The sequence below is a fragment of the Bradyrhizobium sp. SZCCT0153 genome (genome assembly GCF_018129995.1).
Taxonomy (GTDB): Bacteria; Pseudomonadota; Alphaproteobacteria; order Rhizobiales; family Xanthobacteraceae; genus Bradyrhizobium; species Bradyrhizobium japonicum_G.
In genome coordinates, this window is sequence record NZ_JAFCKS010000015.1 from 49,207 (window position 1) to 64,990 (window position 15,784).

Annotated in this window: 15 protein-coding genes; 11 read left to right on the forward strand and 4 right to left on the reverse strand. The window is 63.5% G+C overall.

Translation table 11 applies throughout. The features are described 5' to 3' along the window. Positions 1 to 8: 8 nt before the first annotated feature. The 6 genes from JQ572_RS33765 (at position 9) to JQ572_RS33790 (ending at position 5,485) form a co-directional block, all read left to right on the forward strand. On the forward strand, positions 9 to 641 hold the full coding sequence (locus tag JQ572_RS33765) for an HAD-IA family hydrolase (protein WP_211387159.1): 633 nt from the start codon (positions 9 to 11) through the stop codon (positions 639 to 641). Positions 642 to 773: 132 nt separating this feature from the next. Beyond that, on the forward strand, positions 774 to 980 hold the full coding sequence (locus JQ572_RS33770) for a hypothetical protein (protein ID WP_211387189.1): 207 nt from the start codon (positions 774 to 776) through the stop codon (positions 978 to 980). Between the two features lie 225 nt (positions 981 to 1,205). Then, entirely contained in the window at positions 1,206 to 2,417 is a 1,212-nt protein-coding gene (locus JQ572_RS33775; protein WP_211387160.1) for a molybdopterin molybdotransferase MoeA, read from the forward strand. A gap of 176 nt (positions 2,418 to 2,593) precedes the next feature. Then, positions 2,594 to 3,295, forward strand: a complete 702-nt coding sequence (lexA, locus tag JQ572_RS33780) for a transcriptional repressor LexA (RefSeq protein WP_027518170.1) — start codon at positions 2,594 to 2,596, stop codon at positions 3,293 to 3,295. Between the two features lie 584 nt (positions 3,296 to 3,879). After that, complete coding sequence (locus JQ572_RS33785) at positions 3,880 to 4,317, forward strand: hypothetical protein (RefSeq protein WP_211387161.1); 438 nt, start codon at positions 3,880 to 3,882, stop codon at positions 4,315 to 4,317. 226 nt (positions 4,318 to 4,543) lie between these two features. Continuing rightward, entirely contained in the window at positions 4,544 to 5,485 is a 942-nt protein-coding gene (locus JQ572_RS33790; RefSeq protein WP_211387162.1) for a GAF domain-containing protein, read from the forward strand. 111 nt (positions 5,486 to 5,596) lie between these two features. Here the strand turns inward: JQ572_RS33790 and JQ572_RS33795 are convergent, their stop codons facing one another. After that, complete coding sequence (locus JQ572_RS33795) at positions 5,597 to 7,888, reverse strand: ComEC/Rec2 family competence protein (protein ID WP_211387163.1); 2,292 nt, start codon at positions 7,886 to 7,888, stop codon at positions 5,597 to 5,599. 123 nt (positions 7,889 to 8,011) lie between these two features. Here JQ572_RS33795 and JQ572_RS33800 point away from each other — a divergent pair, with 123 nt between their 5' ends. The 3 genes from JQ572_RS33800 (at position 8,012) to JQ572_RS33810 (ending at position 10,157) form a co-directional block, all read left to right on the forward strand. Next, positions 8,012 to 8,974, forward strand: coding sequence for an IS1595 family transposase (locus JQ572_RS33800; protein WP_211387164.1), 963 nt, complete (start codon positions 8,012 to 8,014; stop codon positions 8,972 to 8,974). A 60-nt stretch (positions 8,975 to 9,034) separates the two neighbouring features. Then, entirely contained in the window at positions 9,035 to 9,277 is a 243-nt protein-coding gene (locus JQ572_RS33805) for a hypothetical protein (protein ID WP_211387165.1), read from the forward strand. 145 nt (positions 9,278 to 9,422) lie between these two features. Then, positions 9,423 to 10,157 (forward strand): hypothetical protein, encoded by a 735-nt coding sequence (locus tag JQ572_RS33810; protein WP_211387166.1) that lies wholly within the window; start codon positions 9,423 to 9,425, stop codon positions 10,155 to 10,157. Positions 10,158 to 10,317: 160 nt separating this feature from the next. On the opposite strand, the gene JQ572_RS33815 is transcribed toward JQ572_RS33810, so the two are convergent. From JQ572_RS33815 to JQ572_RS33825, 3 genes are all read right to left on the reverse strand, one after another. Next, a complete protein-coding gene (locus JQ572_RS33815) occupies positions 10,318 to 10,551 on the reverse strand; it encodes a DUF2171 domain-containing protein (protein ID WP_211387167.1) in 234 nt (77 codons plus the stop codon). 83 nt (positions 10,552 to 10,634) lie between these two features. Further along, entirely contained in the window at positions 10,635 to 11,021 is a 387-nt protein-coding gene (locus tag JQ572_RS33820; RefSeq protein ID WP_211387168.1) for a YybH family protein, read from the reverse strand. A gap of 6 nt (positions 11,022 to 11,027) precedes the next feature. Further along, positions 11,028 to 12,704, reverse strand: a complete 1,677-nt coding sequence (locus tag JQ572_RS33825) for a glutamine--tRNA ligase/YqeY domain fusion protein (protein WP_211387169.1) — start codon at positions 12,702 to 12,704, stop codon at positions 11,028 to 11,030. A gap of 155 nt (positions 12,705 to 12,859) precedes the next feature. Here JQ572_RS33825 and gltX point away from each other — a divergent pair, with 155 nt between their 5' ends. Then, a complete protein-coding gene (gltX, locus tag JQ572_RS33830; protein WP_211387170.1) occupies positions 12,860 to 14,287 on the forward strand; it encodes a glutamate--tRNA ligase in 1,428 nt (475 codons plus the stop codon). Between the two features lie 169 nt (positions 14,288 to 14,456). Next, positions 14,457 to 15,761, forward strand: coding sequence for a citrate synthase (gltA, locus tag JQ572_RS33835; protein ID WP_211387171.1), 1,305 nt, complete (start codon positions 14,457 to 14,459; stop codon positions 15,759 to 15,761). The last annotated feature ends 23 nt before the right edge of the window (positions 15,762 to 15,784 follow it).

Sequence of the window (15,784 nt, forward strand, 5' to 3'; positions counted from 1 at the left end):
GTGAAAGGATGCAGGTGACACCGCTCTCTCCCGGCAGCGCGGATGCGCTTCTGTTCGATCTCGGCCGCGTGGTGCTCGATATCGATTTCTCCAGGGCGATCGCCTGCTGGGCGGGCCATGCCGGCTGCAAGCCCGACGCCATCGTCGCGCGCTATGTGCGGGATAGCGAAGCCTATCGGCTGCACGAGATGGGAAAGATCAGCGACGAGGATTATTTCGCCTCGTTGCGCTCTTCGCTCGGGATCGGCATCTCGGATGCGCAGTTCCTGGAGGGCTGGAACGCGATCTTCGCCGGCGAGATGCCCGACATCGCCGAGCTGCTGCCGCGGGCGGCGAAGCGGATGCCGCTCTACGCCTTCTCCAACACCAACCGTCCCCATGTGGACTTTTTCTCGAAGGAATATGCCGACGTGCTAGGCCATTTCCACGAGCTGTATTTGTCGTCCAGCATCGGTCTGCGCAAACCGGATGCCGAGGCCTTCGACCACGTCGTCTCCGCGATCGGCGTACCCGCCGGGCGCATCGTGTTCTTTGATGACCTCGCCGAGAATGTCGAGGGGGCGCGAGCCCGCGGCTTGACGGCGGTCCATGTGACCTCCCCCCGCGACGTTGGAAATGCCCTCACGGCGCTGGGAATCTGACCGTTTCGGGACCTATTTCGCCTGACGGCGAGGAACCAAAAGACTTTGTGCATTTTTGTACAGAGTTCCGGGAACGAATGCCCGTCTCGGGACTCATTAGTCCGTTGGGAATTCTACATCGGATTGATCGACGTGTTGGGCAAAACCTACCTCACGAAGCAGGCCTCCCTGCTGATGAAATTCGCCAGAACCACCTCGGATTCTGACCTCTCCGCAAAATTGATCAGCAAGGCCGCCGACCTGAAATCTCAGGCCGATCCGCTGCCCGACAAGGATCAAGGTCCAAAAGCTCCCGACGTCACACTGGACGCCAGTCCGGATGGACAGGCGAGGAGCTGACCGATGCTGGCCGTGGCGCTCGCCATGATCGTCCTTGCCATGGCCACGCTTCTGCCGATCTGTCTCGTTCTCGGGACCATGCCGCGACGGGCCTGATCTCGCCCTCAAGTGCAGTGTGAGCAGCGAGCTGAGTTACGCCCGCTCAGCTGTTTTGCCTCTGCGCCCGCGCTCGGCTAGAAGACTGGCGGAACATTCGCCCGAACGCGCCGAGCAGGAGTTTTCGCCGTGGCCCTGATGCCGGTTTCTGACGCGCTTGCCGCGGTGCTGGCGGGTGCGGATCCGCTGCCGGAGGAGACGGTTTCCCTCGACAACGCCTACCATCGCGTGCTCACGCGCGACGTCGTCGCGCGGCGCACGCAGCCGCCGCAGGCAATGTCGGCGATGGACGGATACGCGGTGCGCGCGGCCGATGCCGCAACGATCGGTTCGACCCTCGCCGTGATCGGCGAGGTCGCCGCGGGCCGGCCGTTCGCAGGATCGGTCGGCGCCGGCGAGGCCGTGCGGATCTTCACCGGCGGCGTCGTTCCCGATGGCGCGGATGCCGTGGTGATCCAGGAGGACACCGTCGCTGACGGCAAGCGCATCACGATCAAGGAAGCCGCGATCTCCGGCCGGCACATCCGCCCCGCGGGCGTCGATTTCCGCAAGGGCGACGTGCTCCTGCGCAAGGGCAGCCGGCTCACCGAGCGCGACCTCGCGCTCGCCGCCGGGATGAATCACCCCCACCTCGCCGTCAGCCGCCGTCCGAAGATCGCAATCCTCGCCACCGGCGACGAGCTGGTGATGCCGGGCACCACGCCCGGTCACGGCCAGATCGTCTATTCCAACGGCTATGCCCTGCATGCGCTGGCTCGCAGCGAGGGGGCCGAAACCATCGACCTCGGTATTGCCGCCGACACGCTGGAGGCCACCACCGCCGGCATCCGCCGCGCGCGCGCGAGCGGCGCAGACGTCCTCATCACTACCGGCGGCGCATCGGTCGGCGACCACGATCTGGTCCAGCAGGCGCTGAGGGACGAAGCCGTCGCGATGGCCTTCTGGAAGATCGCGATGCGGCCGGGCAAGCCGATGATGCATGGACGGCTCGGCGCGATGGCTGTGATCGGCCTGCCCGGCAATCCCGTGTCGTCCTATGTGTGCGCCTTCCTGTTCATGGTGCCGCTGATTCGCGCGTTGTCGGGCCGGGCCGCAATTCATCATCACCGCGAGCGCGCCGTGCTCGGCCGCGACGTCGGCGCCAACGACCAGCGCGAGGACTATCTGCGCGCACGTCTGGAGCAGCGCGACGACGGCACGCTCGTCGCCCTTCCCGTCAGCCATCAGGATTCTTCGTTGCTTGCGAATCTCGCTGCGGCACAGGCACTTCTCGTGCGCGCACCGTTCGCGCCGAAAGCCGAGGCGGGCTCGCCTTGCGAAGTGTTGCGGCTCCCCGTCTGAGCGTCCCGCCAATGCGCGTTCCGCGAACTTTGCTCTGTTCACGGTAAATTAAGCAGTTGCGGAACATGTATCGAACATATAGTGTCCGTTCATGATTTGTTTCGAGCATGTCGCGGCATATTGCTGAATTCAGCGTCTCGGAATCGAACGACATCAACCGGGGGACTTAGGTCGAGATGTTAACGCGCAAACAATACGAGCTTCTGCGGTTCATCAGTGAACGTCTGAAGGAAAGCGGCGTGCCGCCTTCTTTCGACGAGATGAAGGATGCGCTCGACTTGCGCTCGAAGTCGGGCATCCACCGCCTGATCACGGCGCTCGAGGAGCGCGGGTTCATCCGTCGCCTCCCCAACCGCGCCCGCGCGATCGAAGTCATCAAGCTGCCCGAGCTCCAGGCGGCCGCCGGCAGCCGCCGCGGCTTCACGCCGAGCGTCATCGAGGGCAACCTCGGCAAGGTCCGCGCGAGCTCAAGCCTGTCTGCCGACGAGGGCGAACGTCCCGTTGCCGTGCCGGTAATGGGCCGCATCGCGGCCGGCACGCCGATCGAGGCGTTGCAAACCCGCAGCCATACCATCAGCGTACCGCCTGACATGCTCGGCTCGGGCGAGCATTACGCGCTCGAAGTGCGCGGCGATTCCATGGTCGAGGCCGGCATCCTCGACGGCGACATGGCGCTGATCCAGCGCAACGAGAGTGCCGATACCGGCGACATCGTGGTGGCGCTGATCGACGACGAGGAAGCGACGCTCAAGCGCTTCCGCCGTCGCGGCGCCTCGATCGCGCTCGAGCCCGCCAACGCGGCCTATGAGGTGCGCATCCTGCCGCCCAACAGGGTGAAGATTCAGGGCAAGCTGATCGGCCTGTACCGGAAATACTGATACCGGAAAGTATCCGGCGCATCCGCGCTCGCATGAGCAACGATCGCCATCAACGATTGGAGCGGACGATTGTCCGCTCCCGCTGGGTAGTCTTTCTGGTTTCGCGCAGATTATCCGGCCCCTCCTCCGGCGCTTCATCCTCGGCACGCCGCATGAAGCAGCACCGCTTCGCGGCCTCAGCAGCTCGAGGAAACAGCCATGCGCCAGATCGTCTTGAGCACAGTCGCGGCGGCGCTGATCGCAGTATCAGCGTCGCAAGCCGCCGCACAACCGCCTCGCCCTGTCTGCAAAGGTGGCGGTTAGCGAACGAGCCCGCGCCGGCCGCAATGCAATCGCCTGCCGTCGCAACCGAGCTGGCATTATTCGGGATGGTCGGCCCCCTCAGGGCGCTGACACGCGCCTGCAGAATGCACGGGACGAGGCTTTGTTCCTATTGGATTCGGGAAAGTTAATGTGATCGTGGCCTGCGGATCCCAGCCGCAGATTTGCCTACAACCAAGCAGACCGTTGCGTGCTTGAACTCTGATAGAGGCCTGCGCCTCGATAAGAGACGCGGGTCGCTGTCTTCGCAAGAGGAGCACCCGATGTGTGACTACAGCCTGCATGCCGTCGCGTCGCGCCCCGCCGAAGTCGGCGAGACGATCGTCACGACAACCTTCCGCGGCACCTCCACGCGCGGCTTTGCGTCCGCAGCCGATCCGACAGTTGCCGTCTGCCTGCTGCCGGGAACGGAGCTCGCCTTTGCCGACAACGTCCGCTACGACAATCGCTGGATCTGGACGCGCACCATCAATTCCCGCGTCGGGAAGTTCGGCAAGATCGATCCGCACATTCCCGATCGCCATCATGACGCGATCGAATTCCCCGACGGTAAATACGTGCTGGTAACGCAGCTCGTTGAAGGCCAGCACGCAACCGTGCTGCAACTGCCGGTGACGCAGCAGCCGGCCGGCGAACGCGAGCACAAGCCGCAGATCACTGCCGACAGACAGCCGACGATTACCCGGCTGCCGATCGGCTGAACACGGCCGCTTCCGGCCGCAAGGTCGGAGGCCAGGATCGAATTGCCATCGCCGGCCGTGGCCGGCGAGACGGTATGGCTTGCGCCCCGCGAAATCCGATCGGATCGACCAAGCCGTTGCGCTTTTCCCGCCGCACGAAGTTTGAGCCGCCCTGCCTGAATTTTGAACGTCCGCCACACAGCCAAATGACCGATGCTGTCAAGGCTTGAGACGGCGGACATGCTCGATGAAAACCTTCATTCGCGTCGTTGAACTCTGGGTGCCGGACCGGACGCGCATGCGGCTGGAGTTCGGTGGCGGCCTCTACGGCGAAGGGCTGTCCGCGTTCAAGGCCATCAGCGAAGGCTTGCATTTCGGATATGACGAGGGCCTTCCCGGCAAGGCCTGGGCCTCCGGCCACCCCGTGATCCTCACCAAATTCGCCAACTCCTATTTCAAGCGTACCGATCAGGCCCTCGCAGCCGGCCTCACCTGTGGGGTGGCGGTGCCCGTGTTCGCCGGCGAATTCCTCCAGGCCGTCATGGTGCTGTTCTGCGGTGAAGAAGAGGCCCATGTCGGCGCGATCGAGCTCTGGCACAACGACCCTGTCGTCTCCCACGAGATGGGGCTCGTCGACGGCTACTACGGCACCGCCGACATGTTCGAATTCAACTCCCGCCACACCAAATTTCCGCGCGGTTTTGGCCTGCCCGGGCGGACCTGGAAGGCGGGGCTGCCGCTGATCATCAAGGACCTGCACGATGCGAAGAGCTTCCTGCGCTGGGAGGACGCGGCCAAGGTCGGGATCAATCTGGGCGTCGGCGTTCCCTATCGGACCGGCGTAGACCATACCTGGGTACTGACATTCCTCTCCGCGCAAGCCACGCCGATCGCGCGACGCTTCGAGATATGGGTTCCGAACGAGACCCGCTCGGCGCTGGTCTTTCGCGCCGGCGATTGCAGTGCGCAGACCGACCTCGCCGCGCTTTATGCAGGAAAATCCATCGCGAGGGGCGAAGGCAGCATCGGTGGCGCCTGGGCCACCGGCATGCCCGCGCTCAACGACGAGCTCGCGCATGACGGCTCGGCCGCCGGCTCTGAGGCCTGCGCATCCGGACTGAGCCGGATGGTGGCCTTGCCGGTCATCGGCAACAGCACGCTCGAAGCCGTGCTGGCCTGGTACTTCTAAAGCGCGATGAGATTGCGATGAATCATCATCGCGCTTTAGCGTTCTTGTTTGAGCATGACCTTTTCGGAAAACCGCTTCGCACTTTTCCCGATCATGCCCTGCCCGATCGGTTCAATCGTCGGCCTGCAAGTCGGTCTCCGCCGGCGTTGCGTCGCGGTTGCGGGGCGCAGCCGTCTTCGGCGCAAGACTGCCGTCGAAATCACCTTCGCCGGCGCCGGCCGGCAACCAGGGGCGGCTCGCACCTCGCGCCCTCACCGCCTGAACCGCAAAGCCGTCCCCCCGCTGCGTCAGGGCCAGCGCGCCCTGGCTCGCGAGCCGCTGCCGATCGACCACCATCGCGGCGCAATCGGGCGGCACGGGACGCGCCGTCACCACAAGCGCGGCCCGGCTGCAATCGTCCGCCAACGCGTCGATGCGCAGTGCCAGCGCGACCAACCGCCCGTCGCCGAGCGGCGTCACGCAGCCGGACTCGTCGCAGGACACGCCGTCGGCCAGCGAGGCATGACCGCCATCGCGCGGATCGGCGTCGGCAGCCAGCCATTCCTTGAGCAGAAAGCCGTCCTTGCTGGCCCGGATCAGATGCAGTTGCCCGTCTCTGCCCCGCACCGCGACGCTCGCGCCGTCGCCGGCAATCAGGATGTCGGGCTGGCGCGCGGACAGCCCCCAGGCAATCGCGGCCAGCAACACCAGCGCGCCGGACCAGCGCAGCGGCGTGCGCAGCAGGCCCATCACGATGATCCCGAGGCTGGCCGCGATCAGCGGCGCGATGCCGAAGGCCGGGATGCGGCCGACCGCGCCCGGTAATGCGGCGACCCAGCGCGAGACCGCGATCATCCAGTCGATGCCGATTCCCATCAGCCACCAGCACACGCTGTCGAGCCCGAACGGCGCCGCAAGCAGGCCCAACAGCCCCGCCGGCATCACCAGCGCCGAGACGACCGGCATCGCGCCGAGATTGGCGAGCACGCCGAACGGCGTGACGCGGTGGAAGTGGAAGGCGGCATAGGGCGTGGTCGCGAGCCCCGCGATCAGCGAGGCCAGGAACAGCATCGCGATCTCGCGGCCGCCCCACATCGCAACGCGCGCGGTCGCCGAATGGTCGGGCGAGGCAAACAAGTTCGGCATGCCGATCTGCACCAGCGCCACCAGCCCGAGCGTTGCCGCGAACGACATCTGAAAACTCGGATGCACCAGCGCTTCCGGCGCGACCGCCAGCACGATCAGCGCGGCCACGGCCAGCGTACGGAAGGTGATGGCGCGGCGATCGACCATCACCGCGATCAGCACCACCGCGGTCATGAAGAACGATCTTTGCGTGGCCACCTCCGCACCAGACAGCAGCAGGTAGAACGCGGCCGCAACCAGCGCCGCGGCCGCCGACCATTTCTTGATGGCGAAGCCGGCCGCCAGTCCCGGGATCAGAGCGAGCAGCGCACGGACCGCAAAGAAGACCACGCCGGCGACGACGGCCATGTGATAGCCGGAGATCGAGAGCACATGGCCCAGCCCCGAAATGAACATCGCATCGTTGACGGGGGTGGTGATCGCATCGCGCCGGCCCGTGAGCAGCGCGGTCGCGATCGCGCGATTGTCGCCGTCGAGCGTCGCACGAATGCGTGCGTCGATCGCATCGCGCAGGCCCTGCATCAAGGCCGCGTAGCGCAGCCGCAAACCACCGGCATCCGGCGGCACTGAAGCTGCGATCGCGCCCATCACGAAGCCGGAGGCGCCGATGCCCTGGAAGAACATGTCGCGGGAGAAATCGTAGCTGCCGGGGCGGAGCGGCGAAAGCGGCGGCAACAGCCGCGCCTTCAATTGCACGAAGCTGCCGACCTCGGGCGCGGTCCCCTTGCGGACCGACAGGCGCACGCGCTCGAGCTTGACGTCACTGCGCGGTACCTCCATCGCGGTGACCCGCAGAACGAAACGGTCGGTGCGCTCGCGGATGTCGCGGGCCTCGACGAAGCCCGACAACGACACCGAATAGAGCGGTTTTGCCAATACGGTGTGGGCGATGCGCGCCGTCTTCCAGGTCGCGGCGGCGAAGCCGGCCGCGACCGCCGCGATCATGATTGCGGCCGCAAACAGCCGGCTCCGCCGCAACAGGACCGCCGCGATCGTGAGCGCGACCGCCGTCGCAGCGACGACCCAGAGCACCGGCTCATGATCTGCGGCAAAGTACAGCGCGATACCGCCGCCGAAAGCGACAGGCACCCAAGGCAGCAGCCGGCCGGCGCCGGCCTCGGCCCGCGCCCAAATTCGCAAGGCCTCGACGATCGAGGGCCAGGCGCCAAAACCTGCGGGCACGAAGCCACCGGCAGGCGCGGCTCGGCCGACAGGCCAAGTCCCCGCGATCCCGCTTGCAGTCCCCTGGGACCGAACTGGCCGGCCCTGCTCCGCCATTCCCTGCACCTTGCGATACGCAACCGGCGCAGAGGCTACCGGAACGTGCAGGCAGCCGAAAGGGAATTATCACCTTGACAAAGCAGCACCTATGGGTAGAATGGAACCCATAGGAGCTACCCCATGTCGAACCTTCAGAACCCGGTCTTTCAGGACGAAACCAAAGCCCGCGAGTGGCTTGAGGCTCGGGTTTGGCCCAATGGTCCACACTGCCCTCATTGCGGCAATGCGGATCAGGCCAAGATCAAGAAGCTTGAGGGCAAGGCCCACCGTCCCGGCGTGTATCAGTGCGGCGAACCGGCTTGCCGCCAGCAGTTCACCGTGACCGTCAACACCGTGTTCGAGCGCTCCAAAATCCCGCTGTCCAAGTGGCTGGCGGCGCTGTTCCTGATGACCGCTTCCAAGAAGGGTGTGTCCGCTCATCAGATGCACCGCATGCTGGGCATTTCGTACAAGTCGACTTGGTTCATGATGCACCGTCTCCGTGAGGCGATGCGAGCTGGTGGCCTGCTCCCGCCCATGGGCGAAGGTGGCAAGCCCGTAGAGGCCGATGAGACCTTCATTGGACGCCTTGAGGGCGTTAAGAAGGGCAAAGCCGCATGGGCGCATAAGAACGTCGTCTTGACCCTTGTGGAGCGCGGCGGCGCTGCCCGCAGCTTCCATATCGATGGCACGCGTGCTGGCGACATCATGCCGGTCATTCGCGCCAATCTGAGCCGTGAAGCCCACCTGATGACCGACGAACTGGCGGCCTACAAGTACATTGCCGAAGTCGAAGGGTTGCAGCACGACACCGTGAAGCACTCAAAGGACGAATACGTTCGCCGCGAGGGCGACAAGGTGATCTCAACCAACACGGTCGAGGGCTACTACAGCATCTTCAAGCGCGGCATGAAGGGCGTCTACCAGCATTGCAGCGAGAAGCACTTGCACCGCTATCTCGCGGAATTTGATTTCCGCTACTCCAACCGTTCTGCCCTTGGCGTGAACGATTACGAACGTGCCGAGACCATGGCGAAGGGCATCGTTGGCAAGCGACTCACCTATCGACGGCCTAACAGCAAAAAAGACGCCGCTCCGAATTAAGAAGTCGGCGAGGGCTTTTTCGAAATGGTGCAGAAAACAAAAGCAAAAGGGAGAACGCGAATGACTGACGCAGAACTGAACGGTGTTGCGGCAGCGGCAATTGCCTCTTTGGCTATGGGCCAGCTAAGTGTGATCGCCCTAGTTCAAAGCGGTCTGCTATCGAAAACGGAAGCCGAAGCACATCTTCGGCAGTTAGCCACGCCACATCAAACTCAAGGGGGCACGCCAAATCGCGCGGCCGCGCAAATTTTGACGGCGCTGGCCGACAATATCGCTGCGATGACGATTCAGCCAAGACAGTGAAAATCGGAAATAGTAGTTCGTTCACTTCTGTTTCTTTTTTTTGACTGGTTTCTTGTTTTTCGGTTTCTCCCGATGCTGAGGCGGGCTTTTCGCCACCACCTCTACGGCGCGCTCAAAGCGCTCCCAAGCATCAGGCTCTATTTCTATGTCTGACGATGATGATTCGACCTTCTTGGATTTTGCCATGCCGCAGCCGCTTTCCCGTGTCCGGCCCAAGGCCAACGTGCTCTCAACTCCAAACGCGATTGTCGAGCGTCCGAAGTTAGCACCGCTCGCTCTCCAGGTAGTAGCCCGTTGGGCTGAAATAGAAATGTTATCGGCAGCCCTTCTCGGGTTTCTGCTTCATACTGAGGCAGACCCAATCATGGCCATGCTCCAAACCGTCCGTAGCGCCAGCGCGCAAATGGACATGATCGCTGCCGCTGGTGCCAAGAAACTTACCGACCCGGAGCTAGAAACGTTCGAAGCGGTTATCAGTATGGCCAAAAAGGCGGCGCATAAAAGACACCCAGTAGCGCACCATATATGGGCCTACTGCGAAGAACTACCAGATGCCGTCCTATTGATTGAGCCCGCAGCGTCTCTACAGACATTCGTAGAGATATCGAAAAGTCTACATCGGACATCAACGCTTGATGCCGGAAACCCGCTGTTTGAGGCCGATAAGCGCCGCATCATGGTATATCGAGAGAAGGACTTTCTCGACATTCTGTCCGAAATGAAGACCGTTTCGAACTGCATCGGGCACACTATCAACCTACTTCACGGTCATCACCCAGTGCCTCATCAAATATACGGCCTGCTATATAACGAACCATCATTTGTGGACGCCGTGTTGGCGATCCGGAAGCATCGTCCTCAGCCGCCAGAACCCGACTAGCGACGTCCAAAAAATCGGAACGGGAAATAGTCAACATTTCGGGCGCGCCAGCCCCGCCTCCACTGGCGGGGCCAGTCTCACCTATATCCTGTACCTGCTTTGTCAAGGTGATAATTCCCAGCCGAAAAGCGGTACAGATCAGGAACGGAAGGGCTTCGCCCTATTTTTCCTGTTCCATCGTAACGGCGACGTCCGCCTTGGCCGACAGCCGCACCTTGTTGCCCTCGACACCGGCGACGAGGCCCTTGTCGATGAAGTGATGGTGGCCCTTGTGGCTGCCTTCGCCGCTGTCCTTCTTGGTCAGCTTGATGCGGTTGCCCTCGACCTTGTCGACGGTGCCGACATGGACGCCGTCGGCGCCGATGACTTCCATATGCTCTGCGATGTTCTGCATGGTGGGTTCCTCTTCTGGACCCACACAACGCGCGAGGTGCGCGTTCGTTGCCTTCGCCGGAATGACGATGCCGTGCGCGCTCCTCAGATCAACGCCGCCTGCGACGAGGCGTGATGATTGACGATCTTCCAGTCGCCGTCCTCGCGAATGATGACCCAGCTCATCTTGACGACGAGATCCGGGCGCTCGCCGCCGAGATCGAACGAGATGCTCGCGGCCATGTTGATCAGGTCAGGACCGGACTGCGCAACACGCACCTCGGAAAACACCGCGCACGGCCTGCGCCAGCGCGGTAGGCCGTTGAAATAGTCGGCGACGCCGTCCCGGCCCCGATAAAGTCGTGGGTTTGATCCGAAGAAGAACGCGTTTTTCGCATAAAGCGACGACAGCCCGGCCGCGTCGAGCGTTGCGAAGCCGGCGCACCATTTCGCGATGATGGCGGAAACGATGGCGTCGGCTTCGTTGCTCATGCGTGCTCAACCTTTGGCGACTTCTTTCGCGAACGTATCGCGCAGGCCGATGGTCCGCGAGAACACCGGCTTGCCCGGCGTCGAGTCCTTGTCGCGCACGAAATAGCCCTGGCGCTCGAACTGCATCGGCTCGGTTGAATTGCTCTCCGCGACCGAGACCTCGACTCGGGCATCAGCCAGGATCTCCAGCGACTGCGGATTGAGGTCGGCCGCGAAGTTCGAGGCGTCCGGGCTCGGATTGGCGAACAGCTGGTTGTAGATGCGGATCTCCGCAGGCACCGAATTTGCCGCCGGCAGCCAATGCATGGTCGCCTTGACCTTGCGGCCATCGGGTGCGTTGCCGCCCTTGGTCGCAGGATCATAGGTGCAGCGCAGCTCCACAACCTCGCCGCTATCGTTCTTGATCACGCCGGTGCACTTGATGAAGTAAGCATAGCGCAGCCGCACCTCGTTGCCCGGCGACAGGCGGAAGAACTTCTTCGGCGGGTTCTCCATGAAGTCGTCCTGCTCGATATAGAGCTCACGGCCGAACGTGATCTTGCGCGTGCCGGCGGAAGGATCGTCCGGGTGGTTGATCGCCTCGAGCTCTTCGGTCTGCCCTTCCGGATAGTTCTCGATCACCACTTTCAGCGGCCGCAGCACGCCCATGCGGCGCTGCGACGTCCGGTTCAGCTCCTCGCGGATGCAGAACTCCAGCATGCCGACGTCGACCACGCTGTTGGCCTTGGCCACGCCGATGCGCTTGACGAATTCGCGAAGGGCTGCCGGCGGCACGCCGCGGCGGCGCATCCCCGCCATGGTCGGCATGCGCGGATCGTCCCAGCCCGCGACATGGCCCTCGCGCACGAGCTGGGTCAGCACGCGCTTGGACAGCAGCGTGTAGGTCAGGTTCAGCCGTGCGAATTCGTACTGGTGCGGCTTGGACGGCACCGGCAGCTTCTCGATGAACCAGTCGTAGAGCGGACGATGATCCTCGAACTCCAGCGTGCAGATCGAATGCGTGATACCCTCGATCGCGTCCGACTGGCCGTGGGCATAATCGTAGCTCGGATAGATGCTCCATTTGGTGCCGGTGCGCGGATGGTGCGCATGCAGGATGCGGTACAGCACGGGATCGCGCAGATTGATGTTGCCCGCGCCCATGTCGATCTTGGCCCGCAGCACGCGTGCACCATTCGGGAATTCGCCGGCTTTCATGCGGCGGAACAGGTCGAGATTCTCGTCCACGCTGCGGTCGCGGAACGGCGAGTTCTTGCCGGGCTCGGTCAGCGTGCCGCGCGAGGTGCGGATCTCCTCCTGGGTCTGGTCGTCGACATAGGCGAGCCCGTCGCCGATCAGCTTCTCCGCCCATTCATACAGGCGGTCGAAATAGTCCGAGGCGAAGAACAGGTTCTTGCCCCAGTCGAAGCCGAGCCAGCGCACGTCGGCCTGGATGGAATCGATATATTCCTGCTCTTCCTTGACCGGGTTGGTGTCGTCGAAGCGCAGATGGCAGCGGCCTGGAAACTCCTGGGCGATGCCGAAATTGAGCGCGATCGACTTGGCGTGGCCGATATGCAGGTAGCCGTTCGGCTCCGGCGGGAACCGGGTCACGATCTCCTGGTATTTGGCCTGATCGAGATCGGCCTGGATGATGTCACGAATGAAATCGCGCCCAACCTCAGTCGCCACCGGTTCTGTCATTGCGAAAATCCTGTAGGGAAATCAGCGGTCCTTCTGCCAAATTCACTTGGCTGAGCCAAGGGCTTAAGCAAGGCCTCGGCGGTCCGCTGCCGGGCTTTAGTTATGCTCCGGTCCTGTTATATACCACCGCCTCCAATGCATAGGCCCTGCCAAGAATGACCGATTCCGTCGTCACCCGCTTCGCTCCCTCCCCGACCGGCTTCCTCCATATCGGGGGCGCCCGCACGGCGCTGTTCAACTGGCTCTATGCGAAGAAGCACGGCGGCAAGATGCTGCTGCGGATCGAGGACACCGACCGGGAGCGCTCCACGGAGGCGGCGATCGGCGCCATCCTCGACGGCTTGAAATGGCTGGAGCTCGGCTGGGATGGCGACGTCATCTACCAGTTCAGCCGCGCGGCCCGTCACCGCGAGGTCGCCGAGCAGCTGCTCGCCGACGGCAAGGCCTATCGCTGCTACGCCACCGCCGAGGAGCTGACCGCGATGCGCGAGAAGGCGCGCGCGGAGGGCCGCACCCGCCTCTATGACGGCCTATGGCGCGACCGCGATCCGGCCACCGCACCTTCCGACGTCAAGCCCACCATCCGCCTGCGGGCGCCGCAGACCGGCGAGACCGTGATCGAGGACCAGGTCCAGGGCCGCGTGGTTTGGCAGAACGAAAATCTCGACGACCTCGTGCTGCTGCGCGGCGACGGCAACCCGACCTACATGCTCGCGGTGGTGGTCGACGACCACGACATGGGCGTCACCCACGTCATCCGCGGCGACGACCATCTGATCAACGCCGCACGCCAGAAGCAGATCTACGATGCGATGGGCTGGGCTCTGCCGAGCATGTCCCACATCCCGCTGATCCACGGCCCGGACGGCTCGAAGCTCTCCAAGCGGCACGGCGCGCTCGGCGTCGATGCCTACCGCGCCATGGGATACCTCCCGGCCGCGCTCCGCAACTATCTCGTCCGGCTCGGCTGGAGCCATGGCGACCAGGAGATTTTCTCGACCGAGGAGATGATCGCGGCGTTCGACCTCGCCAGCGTCGGCCGCGCCGCCGCGCGCTTCGATTTCGCCAAGCTGGAAAACCTCAACGGCCACTACATCCGCCACGCCGACGATCAATCACTCGTGAAGATGTTCGAGGACGTGCTCGACCACGTCGTGCCCAGCCGCGACGAGCTTAAGGCCAAGTTGAACGACACCACGCGCGCACAGCTCCTGAAGGCCATGCCGGCCCTGAAGGAGCGCGCCAAGACACTGATCGAGCTGATCGACAGCGCCTATTTCATCTTCGCCGACCGGCCGCTGGAGCTCGATCCGAAGGCGGCAGCGCTGCTGACGCCCGACAACCGCAAGCTGATCGGCCAGCTACATTCCGCGCTGGAGAAAGTCGCAACATGGAGCGGCGCCAGTACGGAAGCCGCGCTGCGCGCCTTTGCCGAGGAAAATAGTCTCAAGCTCGGCGCGGTCGCCCAACCCTTGCGGGCCGCGCTGACCGGACGGTCGACGTCGCCTGGTATTTTTGAGGTTTTGGACGTCCTCGGACGCCAGGAAAGCCTGGGTCGGCTTGGGGATCAGGCCAAGGACTAGGCCAAGGACCAGACTACGACGTAAGTCGACCATGCACGGCGCCATCTTGCAGCGCACACAGCAATAATATACCCATCTCCACGGTACTTCTGGAACATCCGGCCTGCCCCATCATCTCTTTTGGGGCCTTCCGGGTCCGGCCCGTTTCACCACACATCGGGGACCTCTGATGGACGCAAAAGCAAGCAATAAGACCGCCACGCTGACGGTCGGAAACAAGAATTACGATCTCCCGATCCACAGCGGCAGCGTCGGGCCTGATGTCGTCGATATCGGCAAGCTCTACGGCCAGTCCGGCCTGTTCACCTACGATCCCGGCTTCACGTCCACTGCGAGCTGCCAGTCCAAGATCACCTATATCGACGGCGACGCGGGCGTGCTGGAATACCGCGGCTACCCGATCGAGCAGCTCGCCGAGAACGGCGACTTCCTGGAGACCTGCTATCTCCTGCTCTACGGGGACCTGCCGACCGCCGCGCAGAAGAAGGATTTCGACGACCGCGTGATCCATCACACGATGGTGCACGAGCAAATGGCCCGCTTCTTCCAGGGCTTCCGCCGCGATGCTCATCCGATGGCGGTGATGGTGGCGTCCGTCGGCGCACTCGCCGCGTTCTATCACGACTCGACCGACATCAACGATCCCAAGCAGCGCATGATCGCTTCCATGCGCATGATCGCCAAGATCCCGACGCTGGCGGCGATGGCCTACAAGTACACGGTCGGCCAGCCCTTCGTGTATCCGAAGAACTCGCTGTCCTTCGCCGAGAACTTCCTCAACATGTGCTTCGCCGTGCCGTGCGAGGACTACAAGATCAACCCGGTGCTCGCTGACGCGCTGGACAAGATCTTCATCCTGCACGCCGACCACGAGCAGAACGCCTCGACCTCGACGGTGCGTATCGCCGGCTCCTCCGGCGCCAACCCGTTCGCCTGCATCGCCGCCGGCATCGCCTGCCTGTGGGGCCCGGCGCATGGCGGCGCCAACGAAGCCGCGCTCGCGATGCTCGCCGAGATCGGCTCGGTCGACAAGATCCCCGAGTTCATCACCAAGGTGAAGGACAAGAACAGCGAAGTCCGCCTGATGGGCTTCGGCCACCGCGTCTACAAGAACTACGATCCGCGCGCCAAGATCATGCAGAAGATGTGTCACGCCGTGCTCAAGGAGACCGGCCATGGTGACGATCCGATGCTGAAGGTGGCGCTCGAGCTCGAGAAGATCGCGCTCAGCGACCAGTACTTCATCGACCGCAAGCTCTACCCGAACGTCGACTTCTATTCGGGCATCACGCTGAAGGCGATGGGCTTCCCGGTCTCGATGTTCACCGTGCTGTTCGCGGTCGCCCGCACGGTCGGCTGGATCAGCCAGTGGAGCGAGATGATCGAGGATCCGCAGCAGAAGATCGGCCGTCCGCGCCAGCTCTACACCGGCGTCACCCGCCGCGACTATGTGGCGATCAAGGATCGGAAGTAAGTCCTGGCCGATACGGCTTTCGA